Origin of the sequence: Paraburkholderia sp. MM5496-R1 (assembly GCF_050436205.1) — a bacterium.
GTDB classification, from domain to species: Bacteria; Pseudomonadota; Gammaproteobacteria; order Burkholderiales; family Burkholderiaceae; genus Paraburkholderia; species Paraburkholderia tuberum.
Map to the genome: position 1 here is coordinate 4,040,026 of NZ_JBNDLT010000002.1, position 16,178 is coordinate 4,056,203.

Annotated in this window: 17 protein-coding genes; 12 read left to right on the plus strand and 5 right to left on the minus strand. The window is 64.4% G+C overall.

Going from position 1 to position 16,178, the window contains the following annotated elements; genetic code table 11:
• Positions 1–21 precede the first annotated feature (21 nt).
• Positions 22–744, plus strand: coding sequence for a (Fe-S)-binding protein (locus tag OKW38_RS25865; RefSeq protein WP_429363648.1), 723 nt, complete (start codon positions 22–24; stop codon positions 742–744).
• Positions 745–855: 111 nt separating this feature from the next.
• On the plus strand, positions 856–2,271 hold the full coding sequence (locus OKW38_RS25870; protein ID WP_429363650.1) for a lactate utilization protein B: 1,416 nt from the start codon (positions 856–858) through the stop codon (positions 2,269–2,271).
• Between the two features lie 95 nt (positions 2,272–2,366).
• On the opposite strand, the gene OKW38_RS25875 is transcribed toward OKW38_RS25870, so the two are convergent.
• Positions 2,367–2,894: a hypothetical protein gene (locus tag OKW38_RS25875; protein WP_429363651.1), complete on the minus strand. Its 528-nt coding sequence runs from the start codon at positions 2,892–2,894 to the stop codon at positions 2,367–2,369.
• Positions 2,895–3,169: 275 nt separating this feature from the next.
• Here OKW38_RS25875 and OKW38_RS25880 point away from each other — a divergent pair, with 275 nt between their 5' ends.
• From OKW38_RS25880 to iscX, 10 genes are all read left to right on the plus strand, one after another.
• A complete protein-coding gene (locus tag OKW38_RS25880) occupies positions 3,170–3,409 on the plus strand; it encodes a hypothetical protein (protein ID WP_090800800.1) in 240 nt (79 codons plus the stop codon).
• A 152-nt stretch (positions 3,410–3,561) separates the two neighbouring features.
• The gene (locus tag OKW38_RS25885) at positions 3,562–4,059 is read left to right on the plus strand and encodes a low molecular weight protein-tyrosine-phosphatase (protein WP_429334821.1); all 498 of its coding nucleotides are present in this window, start codon (positions 3,562–3,564) and stop codon (positions 4,057–4,059) included.
• Between the two features lie 163 nt (positions 4,060–4,222).
• Complete coding sequence (iscR, locus tag OKW38_RS25890) at positions 4,223–4,753, plus strand: Fe-S cluster assembly transcriptional regulator IscR (protein WP_018417524.1); 531 nt, start codon at positions 4,223–4,225, stop codon at positions 4,751–4,753.
• Positions 4,754–4,836: 83 nt separating this feature from the next.
• Entirely contained in the window at positions 4,837–6,060 is a 1,224-nt protein-coding gene (locus OKW38_RS25895; protein ID WP_184005994.1) for an IscS subfamily cysteine desulfurase, read from the plus strand.
• Between the two features lie 72 nt (positions 6,061–6,132).
• On the plus strand, positions 6,133–6,546 hold the full coding sequence (iscU, locus tag OKW38_RS25900) for a Fe-S cluster assembly scaffold IscU (RefSeq protein ID WP_090800797.1): 414 nt from the start codon (positions 6,133–6,135) through the stop codon (positions 6,544–6,546).
• Positions 6,547–6,624: 78 nt separating this feature from the next.
• Positions 6,625–6,948, plus strand: coding sequence for an iron-sulfur cluster assembly protein IscA (iscA, locus tag OKW38_RS25905; protein WP_090800794.1), 324 nt, complete (start codon positions 6,625–6,627; stop codon positions 6,946–6,948).
• Between the two features lie 137 nt (positions 6,949–7,085).
• Positions 7,086–7,613 carry a Fe-S protein assembly co-chaperone HscB gene (hscB, locus tag OKW38_RS25910; protein ID WP_090800792.1) on the plus strand — a complete coding sequence of 176 codons (528 nt, stop codon included), beginning with the start codon at positions 7,086–7,088 and terminating at the stop codon, positions 7,611–7,613.
• 161 nt (positions 7,614–7,774) lie between these two features.
• Entirely contained in the window at positions 7,775–9,646 is a 1,872-nt protein-coding gene (gene hscA / locus OKW38_RS25915) for a Fe-S protein assembly chaperone HscA (protein WP_090800790.1), read from the plus strand.
• A 188-nt stretch (positions 9,647–9,834) separates the two neighbouring features.
• Positions 9,835–10,176, plus strand: coding sequence for an ISC system 2Fe-2S type ferredoxin (gene fdx / locus OKW38_RS25920; protein ID WP_090800789.1), 342 nt, complete (start codon positions 9,835–9,837; stop codon positions 10,174–10,176).
• 15 nt (positions 10,177–10,191) lie between these two features.
• Positions 10,192–10,389, plus strand: coding sequence for a Fe-S cluster assembly protein IscX (gene iscX / locus OKW38_RS25925; protein ID WP_027198111.1), 198 nt, complete (start codon positions 10,192–10,194; stop codon positions 10,387–10,389).
• A gap of 102 nt (positions 10,390–10,491) precedes the next feature.
• On the opposite strand, the gene OKW38_RS25930 is transcribed toward iscX, so the two are convergent.
• The 4 genes from OKW38_RS25930 to recJ form a co-directional block, all read right to left on the minus strand.
• A complete protein-coding gene (locus OKW38_RS25930) occupies positions 10,492–11,190 on the minus strand; it encodes a glycine zipper 2TM domain-containing protein (RefSeq protein ID WP_429363653.1) in 699 nt (232 codons plus the stop codon).
• Positions 11,191–11,535: 345 nt separating this feature from the next.
• Positions 11,536–13,062 carry a lysine--tRNA ligase gene (lysS, locus tag OKW38_RS25935; RefSeq protein WP_429334817.1) on the minus strand — a complete coding sequence of 509 codons (1,527 nt, stop codon included), beginning with the start codon at positions 13,060–13,062 and terminating at the stop codon, positions 11,536–11,538.
• Between the two features lie 185 nt (positions 13,063–13,247).
• A protein-coding gene (gene prfB, locus OKW38_RS25940) for a peptide chain release factor 2 (RefSeq protein WP_429363655.1) occupies positions 13,248–14,352 on the minus strand; the annotation gives its coding sequence in 2 pieces (ribosomal slippage) (positions 13,248–14,270 and positions 14,272–14,352; 1,104 coding nt in all).
• A 109-nt stretch (positions 14,353–14,461) separates the two neighbouring features.
• Positions 14,462–16,168: a single-stranded-DNA-specific exonuclease RecJ gene (gene recJ / locus OKW38_RS25945; RefSeq protein WP_429363656.1), complete on the minus strand. Its 1,707-nt coding sequence runs from the start codon at positions 16,166–16,168 to the stop codon at positions 14,462–14,464.
• Positions 16,169–16,178 lie beyond the last annotated feature (10 nt).

A 16,178-nucleotide genomic window follows, 5' to 3' on the forward strand; every position in this document is an offset into this window, starting at 1 on the left:
GTTTCCCCGCAAGGAGGGCTCATGCGAGTCGGATTGTTCGTCACTTGCCTCATTGACCTGATGCGTCCCGAGATCGGTTTCTCCGTCATCAAGCTGATCGAAGGCGCCGGTTTCGAGGTCGTGGTGCCGCCCGCGCAAACCTGTTGCGGGCAACCTGCGTATAACTCGGGAGACCGCCGCCTCGCGCGCGACCTTGCCGAGAAAACGCTGCGCGAGTTCGAACAGTTCGACTATGTGGTGGTGCCGTCGGGCTCGTGCGGCGGCATGATCCGCGCGCACTACGGCGACCTGTTCCGCCACGATCCCGAACTGATGAACCGTTTCGGCCGCCTGCGCGGCAAGGTGTTCGAGCTGACGGATTTCCTCGTCAACGTCGCGAAGGTGCAGTTGCAACCGGGCGAGTTCACGGGACAGGTGACTTATCACGACTCGTGTTCGGGCTTGCGCGAACTGGGCGTCAAGGAACAGCCGCGCGAACTGCTCGCGCAGGTCGGCGTCGCGGTCACCGAGATGAAAGGCTGCGAGCATTGCTGCGGCTTCGGCGGCACTTTCGCGGTCAAATACGGCGATATCTCGACCGCGATCGTCGACGAAAAGTGCGCGAACATCGCCGCGAGCGGCGCCGGTGCGGTGGTGCTCGGCGACCTCGGCTGCATGTTGAATATCGAAGGGCGGCTGCGCCGCAACGGCGACTCGACGACGCGCGTGCTGCATATCGCACAGGTGCTGGCCGGCGACGTGTAATCCCCGCGCGGCGAACACCGCCATTGTTCGCGTCACGTTTATCTTGTCTGTCACGCATTGCGTCGGGCGCGAATGCGCCGCGCGTTTCAATCCGATCTCATCAGGGCCGCCATGCAAGTCCAATCGATGCAGTTCAAGGCTCGCGCCGGCCAGAAACTCGCCGACCAGCGCCTGCAGCAGAACCTGACCAAGCTGTCCACGAAGTTCGTGTCGGCGCGCGCGAGCGCGATGACCGCGATCGATTTCCCCGCGACGCGGGCCGCGCTCAAGGAGCGCCGTGATCGCGCGCTCGAGAATCTCGACGTGTGGCTCGAAACCTTCGAGCGCGAGGCGACCCGGCGCGGCGTGACTGTGCTGTTCGCGGAGACCACGCAGGAGGCCGCGCGGCTCGTCGGCGACATTGCGCGCAAGCACGACGTGAAGAAGGTGATCAAGACCAAGTCGATGGTCACCGAGGAAATGCGTCTGAACGAAGTGCTCGGGCAGATAGGCGTGCAGTCGATCGAAACCGACCTTGGCGAATACATCCTGCAGATCAACGATAACGAGCCGCCAAGCCACATCATCGCGCCGGTCGTTCACAAGGATAAGGACGAGATCGCCGATCTGTTCGCGAAGACGCACGGCCGGCCGCGGCTCACCGAGATTCCCGACATGACGCGTGAGGCGCGCGAGATGCTGCGGCCGCATTTTCTGAGCGCGGACATGGGCGTGACGGGCGGCAATTTCATCATCGCGGAAACGGGCTCGGTCGCGGTCGTGACCAACGAGGGCAACGAAGGTATGTGCACGGTGTTGCCGCGCGTGCATGTCGCTGTCACCGGCATCGAGAAGGTGCTGCCGACGCTCGAGGATCTCGCGACGGCTATGCGCCTGCTGCCGCGTTCGGCAACCGGCCAGGCCACCTCGAACTATTTTTCGATGCTGACCGGGCCGCGTGGCGCGGGCGATCAGGATGGGCCCGAGCATATGTACGTGGTGCTCGTCGACGGTGGCCGCACAGGGCTGATCGGCGGCGACTTCCAGGAGATGCTTCGCTGCATCCGCTGCGGCGCGTGCATGAACCATTGCCCGGTGTATCAGAAGGTCGGCGGGCACGCATATGGCTGGGTCTATCCGGGGCCGATGGGGTCGGTGCTGACGCCGAGCTATGTCGGCATCGACAAGGCGCTCGACCTGCCGCAAGCGGCGACGTTATGCGGCGAATGCAATAGCGTGTGCCCGGTCGGTATCCCGCTGTCCGATCTGTTGCGCAAGCTGCGCGAAAAGCAGATGGAGCGACACCTGCGGCCGTGGAAGGAGCGCGCCGGGTTGGCGCTGTGGGGCTGGCTCGCGCTGCATCCCGATGCCTATGCGCTGTTTACCAAACTCGCCGTGCGCGTGCTGGAGCGCATGGGTGGGCGCAATCGGTCGATCGCCAAACTGCCGCTCGGCGGCGCGGGCTGGACCGATACGCGCGACATGCCGGCGCCGGTGGGTCGTACGTTCCGCGAGTTGTATGCCGCGCAGCGCAGCCATATTGGCTGAGCGGGCGGCATTGGGATTGGTTTGACGGCTGCGCGCTCGCGCAGCCGTCGAAACGGGCGAAGAAGCCGCCGGGATACTTCAGCGCCGCTCCGTCTTCAATGTTCGGTCATCTGCCTCGGCTGACGCGCGGGCGCATTTCTCCCCAAATCGTTGCCTCGTCCGCCGCCGTTGCCGGCTTGCGGCTGGCGCGGCGGCGGGCCGCCCGCGCCGGGGTGCGGGCCGCCATTGGCGCCACCAGGGCCGTGCGGACCGCCCGCTGCGCCCTGCGGCGGCGGGCCGCCGTGCGGTTGTCCAGGACCGCCGCCATTGTTGCCATGACCGTTGCCGTGATCGCCGTGGTGCCAGTCGTTGTCGTTCGGATGACCGCGATCCGGATAGCCGCGATAGCCGGAGCCCGACGCCGGGCCGTAGTAGCGTCCCGGACCGTAATCGCCATAGCCGAGGTACACATTGGTTTGCGGCACGACCGCGGCACCCGGCGCGTATGCGGAATCGTCATAACCGTTGTAGCCGCTATAGGCGCCGTAGCCGTTGCCGTATATCGGCGTGCCGTTCGGATAGACCGCGCAGCCGCCGAGCAGCGCGGCGGCCATCAGGCCGACGGAAGGTGCAATGCGTTTCATTTTGTGGGACCGATGCCAGTGCAAAGAAATGTAAGGGTAAGAATAAGACCGTCATTGTCGCCGTCCGTCGCGGCGGCTTTGTATGCGTTTGTAAGCTTTACTTTTGTGTGCCAGCGATGCGCCACTCGTTCCCCAAAGAGGTCTCACTTGACTGTTTCGTATCAAGCAACGATCTATCCCGCGCGGGCGGGTTTTTCCCGATTGTGAATTCCTATAGCATTTCGTTAGGGCATAGTGCGTCATAAGCTCATGCGCCCCTAATTGAAAAACACATCATGAAAAAGACAATATCGGTGTACTGGCCCCTAGCCATCGTTGTACCTCTCGCGGTGCTCGCCTTTCTGCACGTCAACGGCCAAACCGCTTCGCGCGCTTCGCAGATGCCGCTCGACGCCAATCATCTGACCGCCGAACTCGCACGCGCGGTGTCGTACGGCATGATCGACACGGCGTCGGCATTGCCGGCCAAGCCGATGCGTGCAGCCACGGCGACGCCGGCCGCCGAGGCATCGTAAGCCGGCGCGGCGGACCGCGACGCTCCGAAGCCGCTGATCTTGCTGGCTGCGCCCCGCTCGGCGCGAATCTGTCGAGATTTGTATAATCGCGGCGCAGTCCGCTGACTGTCTGACGACCTCACGCGCGGCGCCTCGGGCGTCGAAAATCCCTGATGAAAACTGTATCCATCTGTTTCGTTTGCCTCGGGAATATCTGCCGTTCACCGACGGCGGAGGGCGTGATGCGTCATCTGGTCGACGAGGCGAAGCTTGCGGACTGCATCCTGATCGATTCGGCCGGCACCGGCAATTGGCACATCGGCGCGGCGCCCGACGAACGCGCGCAACACGCGGCCCGCCAGCGCGGCTATGCGCTCGACGCGCTGCGCGGCCGCCAGATCACGGTCGCGGACTTCGAGCGGTTCGATCTGCTGATTGCCATGGACGACCGAAACGTCGCCGCGTTGCGTCAACTGTGCCCGCGCGCACAGCGCGACAAGATCCGTCTGCTGATGGAGTTCGTGCCTGAGTCGGATGGCCGCTGGAGCGGCGCGCGAGAGGTTGTCGATCCGTATTTCGGCGGCGCGGAAGGCTTCGAGTTGGTGCTCGATCAGTGCGAAGCAGCCTGCCGCGGGCTGATCGCCGCGCTGCGCCCGCAGTTGCTCGCGTAGGCATCGGGCGAAGAACGCAGACGCACCACACGGGTAGGGGCGCGGCGTCGACGTATGGCGATCAATTAAGCGAATGACACAAAATTTACCGCCCATACTTGACTAAATCGCTCATGTATTTATACTTGACCAAACTTGTCGAGAATTGCGGTTCCCACATCATATGAGACTCACCACGAAAGGCCGTTTCGCCGTCACGGCGATGATCGACCTGGCGCTGCGCCAGGAGCAGGGCCCGGTGACGCTTGCGGGTATCAGCCAGCGCCAACACATCTCCCTGTCGTATCTCGAGCAGCTGTTTGGCAAGCTGCGCCGTCATGAAATCGTCGAATCCGTGCGCGGACCGGGCGGTGGCTACAACCTCGCGCGCCGTGCCGAAGAGGTGACGGTGGCCGACATCATCATCGCGGTCGACGAACCGCTCGACGCCACCCAGTGCGGCGGTAAGGGCACATGCGAAGGCACCAAGCAGCACGACGGCCACTGCATGACGCATGAGCTGTGGTCGACGCTGAACCAGAAAATGGTCGAATACCTCGATTCGGTTTCGCTGAAGGATCTAGTGGATCAGCAGCGTTCGCGCGAAGGCACGCCGGCCGTGCTGCGCGACAGGCGCAACGACGCGCCGGCGGTCGAACCCGTGCGCGTGGCGCCCAAGGGTCCCAATTCCGTTTTCAACATGGCCGGTTCGTGAAGCGCGGCACGCAAAAGAAAACCCTCGCCGCAGCCCCATATCGAACCCAGAAGCCAGAGCACATGACGTCCCCGGAGCAATTGATGAATAACGACTCTCTCCATCTGCCCATCTACATGGACTACAGCGCCACGACGCCGATCGATCCGCGTGTGGTGGACAAGATGATCCCGTATCTGCGCGAGCAGTTCGGCAATCCCGCGTCGCGTAGTCACGCTTATGGCTGGACCGCCGAGCGCGCAGTCGAGGAAGCGCGCGAGCAGGTGGCCGCGCTAGTGAACGCCGATCCACGCGAAATCATCTGGACCTCGGGTGCGACGGAGTCGGACAACCTCGCTCTGAAAGGTGCCGCGCACTTCTACAAGAGCAAGGGCAAGCACATCATCACGGTGAAGACTGAGCACAAGGCGGTGCTGGACACCACCCGCGAGCTCGAGCGCGAAGGCTTCGAAGTCACCTATCTGGATGTCAAGGACGACGGTCTGATCGACCTCGACGCGTTCAAGGCGGCGCTGCGCCCGGACACGATTCTGGTGTCGGTGATGTCGGTCAACAACGAGATCGGCGTCATCCAGGACATCGAGGCGATTGGCGAGATCACGCGCGAGAAGGGCATCATTTTCCACGTCGACGCGGCGCAGGCCACCGGCAAGATCCAGATTGATCTGCAGAAGCTGAAGGTCGACCTGATGTCGTTCTCGGCGCACAAGACCTACGGCCCGAAGGGCATCGGCGCGCTTTACGTGCGTCGCAAGCCGCGTATCCGTATCGAGGCGCAGATGCACGGCGGCGGTCACGAGCGCGGCATGCGTTCGGGCACGCTCGCCACGCACCAGATCGTCGGCATGGGTGAAGCGTTCCGTATCGCGCGTGAAGAGATGGCGACCGAAAACGAGCGCATCCGCATGCTGCGTGACCGGCTGCTGAAAGGCCTGTCGCAAATCGAGGAAGTGTATGTGAACGGCGACATGGAAAAGCGTGTGCCGCACAACCTGAACATCAGCTTCAATTTCGTCGAAGGCGAATCGCTGATCATGGCGGTGAAGGATGTCGCGGTGTCGTCGGGCTCGGCGTGCACATCGGCGTCGCTGGAGCCGTCGTACGTGCTGCGCGCGCTTGGCCGCAACGACGAACTCGCGCACAGCTCGATCCGCTTCACGGTGGGACGCTTCACGACCGAGCAGGAAATCGACTACGTGATCAACCTGCTGAAGTCGAAGATTTCCAAGCTGCGCGATCTGTCGCCGCTGTGGGAAATGCACAAGGACGGGATCGATCTGTCGACCATCCAGTGGGCCGCGCACTGACGCGCCGGCTGGACGAAGCGGACGTCGAACGTTCATCGCATTGCAGGTTGAAACGAATCAAGGAGTGTAATCATGGCTTATAGCGACAAGGTCCTCGACCACTACGAAAACCCGCGCAACGTCGGTTCCTTCGCGAAGGACGACGACACGGTCGGTACCGGCATGGTCGGCGCGCCGGCCTGCGGCGACGTGATGAAGCTGCAGATCCGCGTCGGCGCGGACGGCATCATCGAAGACGCGAAGTTCAAGACCTACGGCTGCGGCTCGGCCATCGCATCGAGCTCGCTCGTCACCGAATGGGTGAAGGGCAAGACGCTCGACCAGGCGATGTCGATCAAGAACACGCAGATCGCCGAAGAACTGGCACTGCCGCCGGTGAAGATCCATTGCTCGATCCTCGCGGAAGACGCGATCAAGGCAGCGGTCGCCGACTACAAGCAGCGCCACGGCGAAGCAGCGCTTGCCGAAGACGGCAAGGCCGCCTGAGCAACTGGGTAAGAACGGAGTAACCGGTGAGCGCAGCGCGGACACGCGCGCCGCGCGCTCTGGCAACTGAGAAACGTTATGGCAATTACGTTGACCGAAAAGGCAGCACAGCACGTCCAGAAGTATCTGACCCGCCGCGGTAAGGGCATCGGGTTGCGCGTCGGCGTGCGCACCACCGGTTGCTCGGGCCTCGCCTACAAGCTCGAGTACGTGGACGAAGTCGCGCCTGAAGATCAGGTGTTCGAGACGGGCGGCGTGAAGGTCGTCGTCGACCCGAAGAGTCTCGCGTATATCGACGGCACCGAGCTCGACTTCGCGCGCGAAGGGCTGAACGAAGGCTTCAGGTTCAACAACCCGAACGTGAAAGACGAATGCGGCTGCGGCGAGTCGTTCCGCGTCTAGATTCGTTACCTTCCGCGTGCGGCGGATAAAAGGCGGCGCGGGCCGCCTTTTTAGTTTGATCCGCGCTCCACTGAACCGGTCACGCCTGACAAGGCCCGACTTCTCCATACCAGTTTTCATCAACGGACTTTAATCCGATGGCCTCGCTGAACGACAGCCACTTCGATCTGTTTGGTCTGCCGGCGCAATTCGCGCTCGACGCGAGCACGCTCGATCACGCGTACCGCACCGTGCAGGCGCAGGTGCATCCGGATCGCTTCGCGGCGGCCGGCGATGCGCAAAAGCGTATCGCGATGCAGTGGGCGACGCGCGCGAACGAGGCCTATCAGACGCTGCGCGATCCGCTCAAGCGCGCGACCTATCTGCTGTCGTTGCGCGGCATCAACGTCGGCGCGGAGAACAACACGGCGATGGAGCCCGCGTTCCTGATGCAGCAGATGGAGTGGCGCGAGAACATCGAGGACGCGGCCGCGGCGAAGAACGTCGACGCGCTCGACGCGCTGCTCATCGAGTTGCGCGACGAGGAGCGTCGGCGCTTCGACAAGCTCGGCGCATCGCTCGATCACGGCGCGAATCAGGCGGCGGGCGAGGCGGTGCGGCAGCTGATGTTCATCGAGCGCGTCGCGTCGGAAATCGATGCCCAGATCGAGCGGCTCGAAGGCTAGCGCGCTTTCGCGCGACGCGCGCAAAAGCGCGGCGCGGGCAAGCAACAGTAGGCAGCGACGTACTAAGCGACAAACAAAAAACCAGAGCGGCCGCGAGCCGCGGCATCACCCCAGCAACGCGAACATTCAGGACGGGGCACAACGTCCCCGAGAAGATCCAGATGGCCTTACTGCAAATCTCCGAACCCGGCATGGCGCCGGCGCCTCACCAGCGGCGTCTGGCGGTCGGTATCGATCTCGGCACCACCAACTCCCTCGTCGCCGCCGTGCGCAGCGGCGTGCCCGATGTGCTGCCCGACGAAGACGGGCACGTGCTGCTGCCGTCGGTGGTGCGTTACCTGGAGCAGGGCGGCCGTCGCATCGGCCGCCGGGCGAAGGCCGAAGCCGCGACCGACCCGCGCAACACGATCGTGTCGGTCAAGCGCTTCATGGGCCGCGGCAAGGCCGAGGTGGAGGGCGCCGAAAACGCGCCGTACGACTTCGTCGATGCTCCCGGCATGGTGCAGATCCGCACTGTCGACGGCGTGAAGAGCCCGGTCGAAGTGTCGGCTGAAATTCTCGCGACGCTGCGCCAGCGCGCCGAAGACACGCTCGGCGACGAGCTCGTCGGCGCGGTAATCACGGTGCCCGCTTACTTCGACGAAGCGCAGCGCCAGGCGACCAAGGACGCCGCGCGCCTCGCGGGGCTGAATGTGCTGCGTCTGCTCAACGAACCGACCGCTGCGGCGATCGCCTACGGTCTCGACAACGGCGCGGAAGGTTTGTACGCGGTCTACGACCTCGGCGGCGGCACCTTCGACCTGTCGATCCTGAAGCTCACCAAGGGCGTTTTCGAAGTGCTCGCGGCGGGCGGCGATTCCGCGCTCGGTGGCGACGACTTCGACCATGCGCTATATCGCCATGTGCTCGAACAGGCCGGCATCGCGTCAAAGACGCTCGCGCCGCACGACGTGCGCCTGCTGCTCGATAGCGTGCGCGAGGCCAAGGAGGCGCTGTCGAGCGCGTCGCAAACCACCCTCGAGCTCACGCTTGCCAACGGCACCGCGCTCGATCTGACGATCGACGAAGCCACTTTCGAGACCATCACGGCCGCGCTGGTGCAACGCACGCTGGGCCCGACGAAAAAGGCGCTGCGCGACGCGAAGGTCACCACGAAGGAAATCAAAGGCGTCGTGCTGGTCGGCGGCGCGACGCGCATGCCGGTGATCCGCCGCGCGGTCGAGGCGTTCTTCGGCCAGCCGCCGCTCGTCAATCTCGATCCGGATCAAGTCGTCGCACTCGGCGCCGCGATCCAGGCCGATCTGCTCGCCGGCAACCGCGGGGCGGAAGGCGACGAATGGCTACTGCTCGACGTGATTCCGCTGTCGCTCGGCGTCGAGACGATGGGTGGCCTCACCGAAAAGATCATTCCGCGCAACTCGACGATTCCAGTCGCGCGTGCGCAGGATTTCACGACCTTCAAGGACGGCCAGACCGCGATGGCGATTCACGTCGTCCAAGGCGAGCGCGAGCTCGTCAGCGATTGCCGTTCGCTCGCGCGCTTCGAGCTGCGCGGCATTCCGCCGATGGCCGCCGGCGCCGCGCGCATTCGCGTGACCTATCAGGTCGACGCCGACGGCCTGCTGTCGGTGTTTGCGCGCGAGCTGGCGTCGGGCGTGGAGGCATCGGTCGTCGTGAAGCCTTCGTATGGCCTCGCCGACGACGACATCGCGCGCATGCTCGAAGACAGCTTTTCGACCGCTGAAATCGACATGCGGGCGCGCGCTCTGCGTGAGGCGCAGGTCGAAGCGCAGCGTCTCGTCGAAGCGACCGACGCGGCGCTCGCCGCCGACGCCGAGCTGCTCGACGACAGCGAACGCGCAGAACTCGACGCGCTGCTCGCCGCACTGCGCAACGTCGCGCCAGGAGAAGACGTCGGCGCGATCGAAGCCGCGACGAAGGCGCTCGCCGAAGGCACCGACGAATTCGCCGCGCGCCGCATGAACAAGGGAATTCGCCGCGCGCTGTCGGGCCGCAAGCTCGACGAGATCTGAACGGGCGAGCGTAGCGGCAGCAACATGCATGCGACGCGCGCTCAGGCCACGCACGAACTGCGCCCCCCACGAACCACCGATCGCGCCCGCGCGGACTTAAAAAGTCCGCGCGGCGCCAGTAAAATGGCACGGAGCCTGCACGCGGCATTGCTGGCAGCCGCCGTGCCTCAGACCCAAACGGAAACTGTATGCCTCAAATCGTTGTGCTGCCTCACGTCGAACTGTGCCCGGAAGGCGCGGTGATCGACGCCGTTCCCGGCAAGAGCATCTGCGACAACCTGCTCGATAACGGTATCGAAATCGAGCATGCGTGCGAGAAGTCGTGCGCGTGCACGACCTGCCACGTAATCGTGCGTGAGGGTTTCGCCGCCTTGACGCCATCCGAGGAAGACGAGGACGATCTGTTGGACAAGGCATGGGGGTTGGAACCGGCTTCGCGCCTGTCGTGTCAGGCGGTCATGCCGGACGAGCAGGATCTGGTCGTCGAAATTCCGCGTTACTCGATCAATCACGCGAAGGAAAATCACTAACAGGAGGGTGCCGCCATGAAGTGGACCGATACGCAAGACATCGCGATGGCTCTGACGGACAAGCATCAGGACGTCGATCCACAGCAGGTGCGTTTCACCGACCTGCACCGCTGGGTGACCGAGCTCGAAGGCTTCGACGACGATCCGAACCGTTCGAGCGAAAAGATTCTCGAAGCGATTCAGGCGGCATGGATCGAAGACGCGGATTATTGAACGCGTGTTCGAACGGGTGCATTGAACTCCAAAGAAAAGGCGATTCCGATGGAATCGCCTTTTTTCATGGCGCGTCGACGAACGTTGGGCGCCGAGCTCAGCTCAGTCGGCGACGAGGCCGCCGTTCTGAACGCGCACGCGCTCGCCGTCGCGCAACGGCGGCGCCTCGCTATAGGTGAAGTAGCGCGTCTTGCCGTCTTCCATGTGCACGCGCACCGAATACGACGTCGTGCTGCGCAGATGTTTTTCGACCGAGTTGCCGGCGAACCCGCCGCCTAGCGCGCCGAGCAGCGTCATCGCGGTACGCCCGCCGCCGGCGCCGAATTGATTACCGACGACGCCCCCGGCCACCGCACCGCCGACCGCGCCAATGCCGGTGCCATGTCCTTCATGCCGAACCGCCGAGATCGCGACGACGGTGCCGCAAGTCGAGCAATAAGCGGCATGCGGCGCCGGCTGCTGCGCATACCGCGGCGCGGCCTGTGCCTGCTGTTGCAGCGCGTATTGCTGCTGGGTCGGAGCGGTGGCAGGGGCGGCCGGCACCGCTTGCTGAGCCTGATCCTGCCGCTGTTGCGCAGACGGCTTGACCGGCGCGGCCGAATCGACGACGCCCGGCGCTTGCGTGCGGACCTGCGCGGCCTGCGTCCGATCGTTCTGTGCGCCGTTGCCCGACGCCTTCGGGAACACGCCGGTGATCGCTGCGGTAGCGACGAGACTCGCGACGAGCACCGCGCCGGCGGCCACCGCGATCAAGGGATGAAGACGACGTGGCTGCGTGGGTTGATGAGTAGGGGTGTCCATGTAGGGCCTCCATTTGTGACAGAGCCGACTTCTTGTGAGACTGAGTGTCGGGCAATTCGATCCGGGCAGCGTTTCTATTTGTAACCGCTCAGGTGGCGCCCTCGGGCGTGTGTAGGCTCCCTTCACGCGGTGCGCTTTGGTGTCAACAAACTTCTAAGACCGTTGAGTCCGCGGCGACCTGCGCGCGAACGAGCAGCTTTTACCGCTGGTTACAAACGATGAGAAGCAGAAAACGGTCCCGCAAAGCGAAAACGCGCGCATAAGAAAACGCCCGGCATCAACCGGGCGCTCTTCAAACCGTCGCATTGCGCGCGAAGCACAACGAGCACTCGCGCCCAGCGTCGCTCAGTCTTCGCGACGCAGATGCGGGAACAGAATCACGTCGCGGATGCTCGGGCTATCGGTCAGCATCATGACCAGACGATCGATGCCGATACCGCAGCCGCCCGCTGGCGGCATGCCGTACTCGAGCGCGCGGATGTAGTCGGCGTCGTAGAACATCGCTTCCTCGTCGCCGGCGTCTTTCTGGTCGACCTGCTTCCTGAAGCGCGCGGCCTGATCTTCCGGATCGTTCAGCTCCGAGAAGCCGTTGGCGATTTCGCGGCCGGTGATGAACAGCTCGAAACGCTCGGTGATGCCTGCCACCTTGTCCGACGCACGCGCGAGCGGCGACACCTCGATCGGGTAGTCGATGATGTAGGTCGGCTCCCACAGTTGCGACTCGGCGGTCTCTTCGAACAGCGCCAGTTGCAGCGAGCCGACGCCCGCGTTGAGGAACTGCGGCTGCGACGCATCGACGCCGAACTTCTTCAGTTCGGCGCGCAGGAACGTGCCGTCGGCGAGCTGCTCGTTCGTGTATTGCGGCGCGTATTTCTGGATCGCCTGCGTGATCGTGAGCCGATGGAACGGCTTCGACAGATCGAGCTCGCGGCCCTGATAAGTGATGGTGGCCGTGCCGAGCGCATCGATCGCCGCCTGGCGAATCAGCTGCTCGGTGAAGTCCATCAGCCACTTGTAATCGGTGTAGGCCGCGTAGAACTCGATCATCGTGAATTCCGGGTTGTGGCGCACGGATACGCCCTCGTTGCGGAAATTACGATTGATCTCGAACACGCGCTCGAAGCCGCCCACCACCAGCCGCTTCAGGTACAGCTCCGGCGCGATGCGCAGGAACATCTGCATGTCGAGCGCATTGTGGTGCGTCGAGAACGGCTTGGCCGCCGCGCCGCCCGGAATCGGGTGCAGCATCGGTGTTTCGACTTCCATGAAGTTCGCGTCGGCCATGTACTTGCGGATCGACGAAATCGCCTTCGTGCGCGCGACGAACGTGCGGCGCGTTTCCGGCGTGACGATCAGATCGACATAGCGCTGGCGGTACTTCATTTCCTGGTCGGCGAGACCGTGGAACTTGTCCGGCAGCGGACGCAGCGACTTCGACAGCAGACGCAGCTCCGTGCAGCGCACCGATAGCTCGCCCTTGTTGGTGCGGAACAGCACGCCGCGCGCGGCGACGATGTCGCCCATGTCCCACTTCTTGAACCCGTCGTAGGTCTCCTGACCGACGTCGGCCGGTGTGATGAAGAACTGGATCTGACCCGAGCCGTCGCGCACGGTCGCGAAACTTGCCTTGCCCATCACGCGTTTCAGCATCATGCGGCCAGCGATCGCGACTTCGAGCGGATTCGCTTCGAGTGCTTCCTTGTCGGTGTGCTCGTACTGCGCCTGCAGATCTTCAGCGTGGTGCGTGGGACGGAAATCGTTCGGATAGGCGACGCCTCGCTCACGCAGTTCGCGCAGCTTTTCGCGGCGCTCGGCGATGATCTTGTTGTCGTCCGCTTCGGGCACGACAGTCGGCTGGATCGGTTCAGTCATGATGATTTGGTATTCGGTGGCCCGCCGCGGAGTGCTCCGCTGGCGGGAAGCCAGTCAGTGTAAAAACCTCAGGCGGTACTGGAAAAACGGCGAACAAATAGCGTGGAAGCAACGCAAAAGCAACGCAAAAGCAGCAACGAAGAAGGCGCGGTCCCGATCGGTGAACGGGGCCGCGCCGTGCGCGCCTAGACGCCCTGTTTCAGGCTCGCGCTGATGAACGGATCGAGGTCACCGTCGAGCACGCTCTTCGTATTGCTGATTTCGACGTTGGTGCGCAGATCCTTGATGCGGCTGTTGTCGAGCACGTACGAACGGATCTGATGGCCCCAACCCACATCGGTCTTGCCGGCTTCCAGCTTGTCCTGCTCGGCCTGACGCTTGCGGATTTCCGCTTCATACAGGCGCGATTTCAGCATCGCCATGGCTTCGGCGCGGTTGCGGTGCTGCGAACGGTCGTTCTGGCACTGCACGACGATGCCCGACGGCATGTGCGTGATACGCACCGCCGAGTCGGTCTTGTTGATGTGCTGACCGCCCGCGCCCGAAGCGCGGTACGTGTCGATGCGCAGGTCGGCCGGGTTGATGTCGACTTCGATCGAGTCGTCGATTTCCGGGTACACGAACACCGACGAGAACGACGTGTGACGACCGCCCGACGAGTCGAACGGCGACTTCCGCACGAGCCGGTGCACGCCGGTTTCGGTACGCAGGAAGCCGTACGCGTATTCGCCTTCGATCTTGATCGTCGCGTTCTTGATGCCGGCGACGTCGCCTTCGGTCTGCTCGAGCACTTCGGTCTTGAAGCCCTTGCGCTCGCAATAACGCAGATACTGGCGCAGCAGCATCGACGCCCAGTCGCACGCCTCGGTGCCGCCGGCACCGGCCTGGATGTCGAGAAAGGCGTTGTTGGGATCGGCCGGGTTCGCGAACATCCGGCGGAATTCCATGTCGGCGACGCGTGCCTCGATGGCCTGGGCGTCACCCTCGCAGGCGAGCAGCGTGTCGTCGTCGGCTTCTTCGCGTGCCATCTCGAACAGGTCTTGCGCGTCGCGCACGTCGTTCGCGATCGACGTGAGCTTGCCGACCGTGTCGTCGAGCAGCTTCTTTTCCTTACCGAGCGCCTGGGCGTGCTTCGAGTCGTTCCAGACGTCCGGGTCTTCGAGTTCCCGGTTGACTTCGATTAGACGCAGTGCTTTGTCGTCGTAGTCAAAGATACCCCCGTAGGTCGTCCGCGCGCTTGCGCAGGTCGGCCAGAGAGGCTTCGATCGCGTTGAGACGTTCCGCTTCCATGTCGATCTTCTATTCTGCGTAAAAAGCAGAAATTATAGCCGATCGGCACGCCGCGCCGGAGCCTCGCGGGCGATCTGGCGCGTGTTCGCGATTGATTTTGCGGAAGATTTCAGCTCACCGCGTGCTCGACGATCAGTTGCACGCGCGACACGCCGTTCCATGTATCGCTCGCGAGCCGGTAGGCGATGGTGGTGCGCGCGGGCAGCGTGTCGGTGTGATTGAACCAGATCGCGTTGAAGCGCTGGCGGCCGCGCAGCAGTTGCAGCTTCAGGTGCTTGTCCTTCACCAACGCCTGCGAGGCGACCTCGAATTCGCCGGAGAACACCGGCGCCGGAAAACCCTGGCCCCAGACGGCCGCGTCGAGCATTTCGACGAATTGCGGCGTGAAGTACGCGTCTTCGAGCTCGCCGTCGGTTTCGATCGTGCGCGCGAGCGCCGCCGCGGACAGCCATTCGCGGCCGACCGCCTCGAACGCGGCGGTGAAGCGCGGCACGTCGGCGGCGGCGATCGTCAGGCCCGCGGCCATCGCGTGGCCGCCGAATTTGACGATCAGGTCCGGCTCGCGCTTCGAGATCAGATCGAGCGCGTCGCGCAGGTGGAAGCCCGCGATCGAGCGGCCCGAGCCCTTGACGAGCATGCCGGTATCGTCGGCCGGCGCGAACGTGAACGACGGGCGGTGGAACTTCTCTTTCAGCCGTCCCGCGACGATGCCGATCACGCCCTGATGCCAGCCCGGATTGAACAACGTGATCGTGGTCGCGCCGTCGGGATCGACCGTCGACAGGTCGTCCAGCGCCTGCTGCTGCATGCCCGCCTCGATTTCACGGCGCTCGCGGTTCATCGTGTCGAGCTGCTGCGCGAGTTCCCATGCGCGGCCGACGTCGTCGGTGGTCAGGCATTCGATGCCGAGCGACATGTCCGACAGCCGTCCCGCCGCGTTCAGGCGCGGTCCCAGCGCGAAGCCGAGGTCGAAGCCGGAGGCGTTGCGCGCATCGCGCGCGGCGGCCCGAAACAGCGCGGCGATGCCCGGCTGCATGCGGCCGCGGCGGATGCGCTGCAGACCTTGCGCGACCAGCACGCGGTTGTTGCCGTCGAGTTTGACGACATCGGCGACGGTGCCGAGTGCGACCAGATCGAGCAGGCCGTCGAGGCGCGGCTCGGGCAGCGCGTCGCCGAACGCCCCACGGCGGCGCAGTTCGGCGCGCAGCGCGAGCAGCACGTAGAACATCACGCCGACGCCGGCGAGGCACTTGCTCGGGAACGTGCAGCCCGGCTGGTTCGGATTGACGATTGCGCGCGCGGCGGGCAGTTCGTCGCCGGGCAGGTGGTGGTCGGTGACGAGCACGTCGATGCCAAGGGCGTTGGCCGCCGCGACGCCGTCGACGCTCGCGATGCCGTTGTCGACGGTGATCAGCAGATCGGGCTTGCCGGCCGCGCCACGCGCCGCCAGCTCGACGATGTCCGGCGTGAGCCCGTAGCCGTGCTCCATGCGGTTCGGCACCAGGTAGTCGATGCGTGCGCCGAACATGCGCAGCCCGCGCACCGCGACCGCGCAGGCGGTCGCGCCGTCGCAGTCGTAGTCGGCGACGACCAGCATGCGGCGCTGCTGCTGGAGCGCGTCGGCGAGCAGCGCGGCGGCCGCGTCGCAGCCCTTCAGTTCGGCTGGCGGCACGAGCCGCGCGAGGCCGGTTTCGACGTCCTCGGGCAGGCACACGCCGCGCGATGCGTACAGGCGCGCGAGCACCGGATGCAGGCCGCAGCGGGTCAGCACTTCGGCGTCGACGGGGGAGCAGGGGCGCGTAACGATTCGGGTCATGCGGAAGGGC

Coding starts and splice junctions, on each gene's coding strand:
- OKW38_RS25865 (WP_429363648.1), top strand. CDS start 22: ATGCGAGTCGGATTGTTCGTCACTTGCCTCATTGACCTGATGCGTCCC.
- OKW38_RS25870 (WP_429363650.1), top strand. CDS start 856: ATGCAAGTCCAATCGATGCAGTTCAAGGCTCGCGCCGGCCAGAAACTC.
- OKW38_RS25875 (WP_429363651.1), bottom strand. CDS start 2,894: ATGAAACGCATTGCACCTTCCGTCGGCCTGATGGCCGCCGCGCTGCTC.
- OKW38_RS25880 (WP_090800800.1), top strand. CDS start 3,170: ATGAAAAAGACAATATCGGTGTACTGGCCCCTAGCCATCGTTGTACCT.
- OKW38_RS25885 (WP_429334821.1), top strand. CDS start 3,562: ATGAAAACTGTATCCATCTGTTTCGTTTGCCTCGGGAATATCTGCCGT.
- iscR (WP_018417524.1), top strand. CDS start 4,223: ATGAGACTCACCACGAAAGGCCGTTTCGCCGTCACGGCGATGATCGAC.
- OKW38_RS25895 (WP_184005994.1), top strand. CDS start 4,837: ATGAATAACGACTCTCTCCATCTGCCCATCTACATGGACTACAGCGCC.
- iscU (WP_090800797.1), top strand. CDS start 6,133: ATGGCTTATAGCGACAAGGTCCTCGACCACTACGAAAACCCGCGCAAC.
- iscA (WP_090800794.1), top strand. CDS start 6,625: ATGGCAATTACGTTGACCGAAAAGGCAGCACAGCACGTCCAGAAGTAT.
- hscB (WP_090800792.1), top strand. CDS start 7,086: ATGGCCTCGCTGAACGACAGCCACTTCGATCTGTTTGGTCTGCCGGCG.
- hscA (WP_090800790.1), top strand. CDS start 7,775: ATGGCCTTACTGCAAATCTCCGAACCCGGCATGGCGCCGGCGCCTCAC.
- fdx (WP_090800789.1), top strand. CDS start 9,835: ATGCCTCAAATCGTTGTGCTGCCTCACGTCGAACTGTGCCCGGAAGGC.
- iscX (WP_027198111.1), top strand. CDS start 10,192: ATGAAGTGGACCGATACGCAAGACATCGCGATGGCTCTGACGGACAAG.
- OKW38_RS25930 (WP_429363653.1), bottom strand. CDS start 11,190: ATGGACACCCCTACTCATCAACCCACGCAGCCACGTCGTCTTCATCCC.
- lysS (WP_429334817.1), bottom strand. CDS start 13,062: ATGACTGAACCGATCCAGCCGACTGTCGTGCCCGAAGCGGACGACAAC.
- recJ (WP_429363656.1), bottom strand. CDS start 16,168: ATGACCCGAATCGTTACGCGCCCCTGCTCCCCCGTCGACGCCGAAGTG.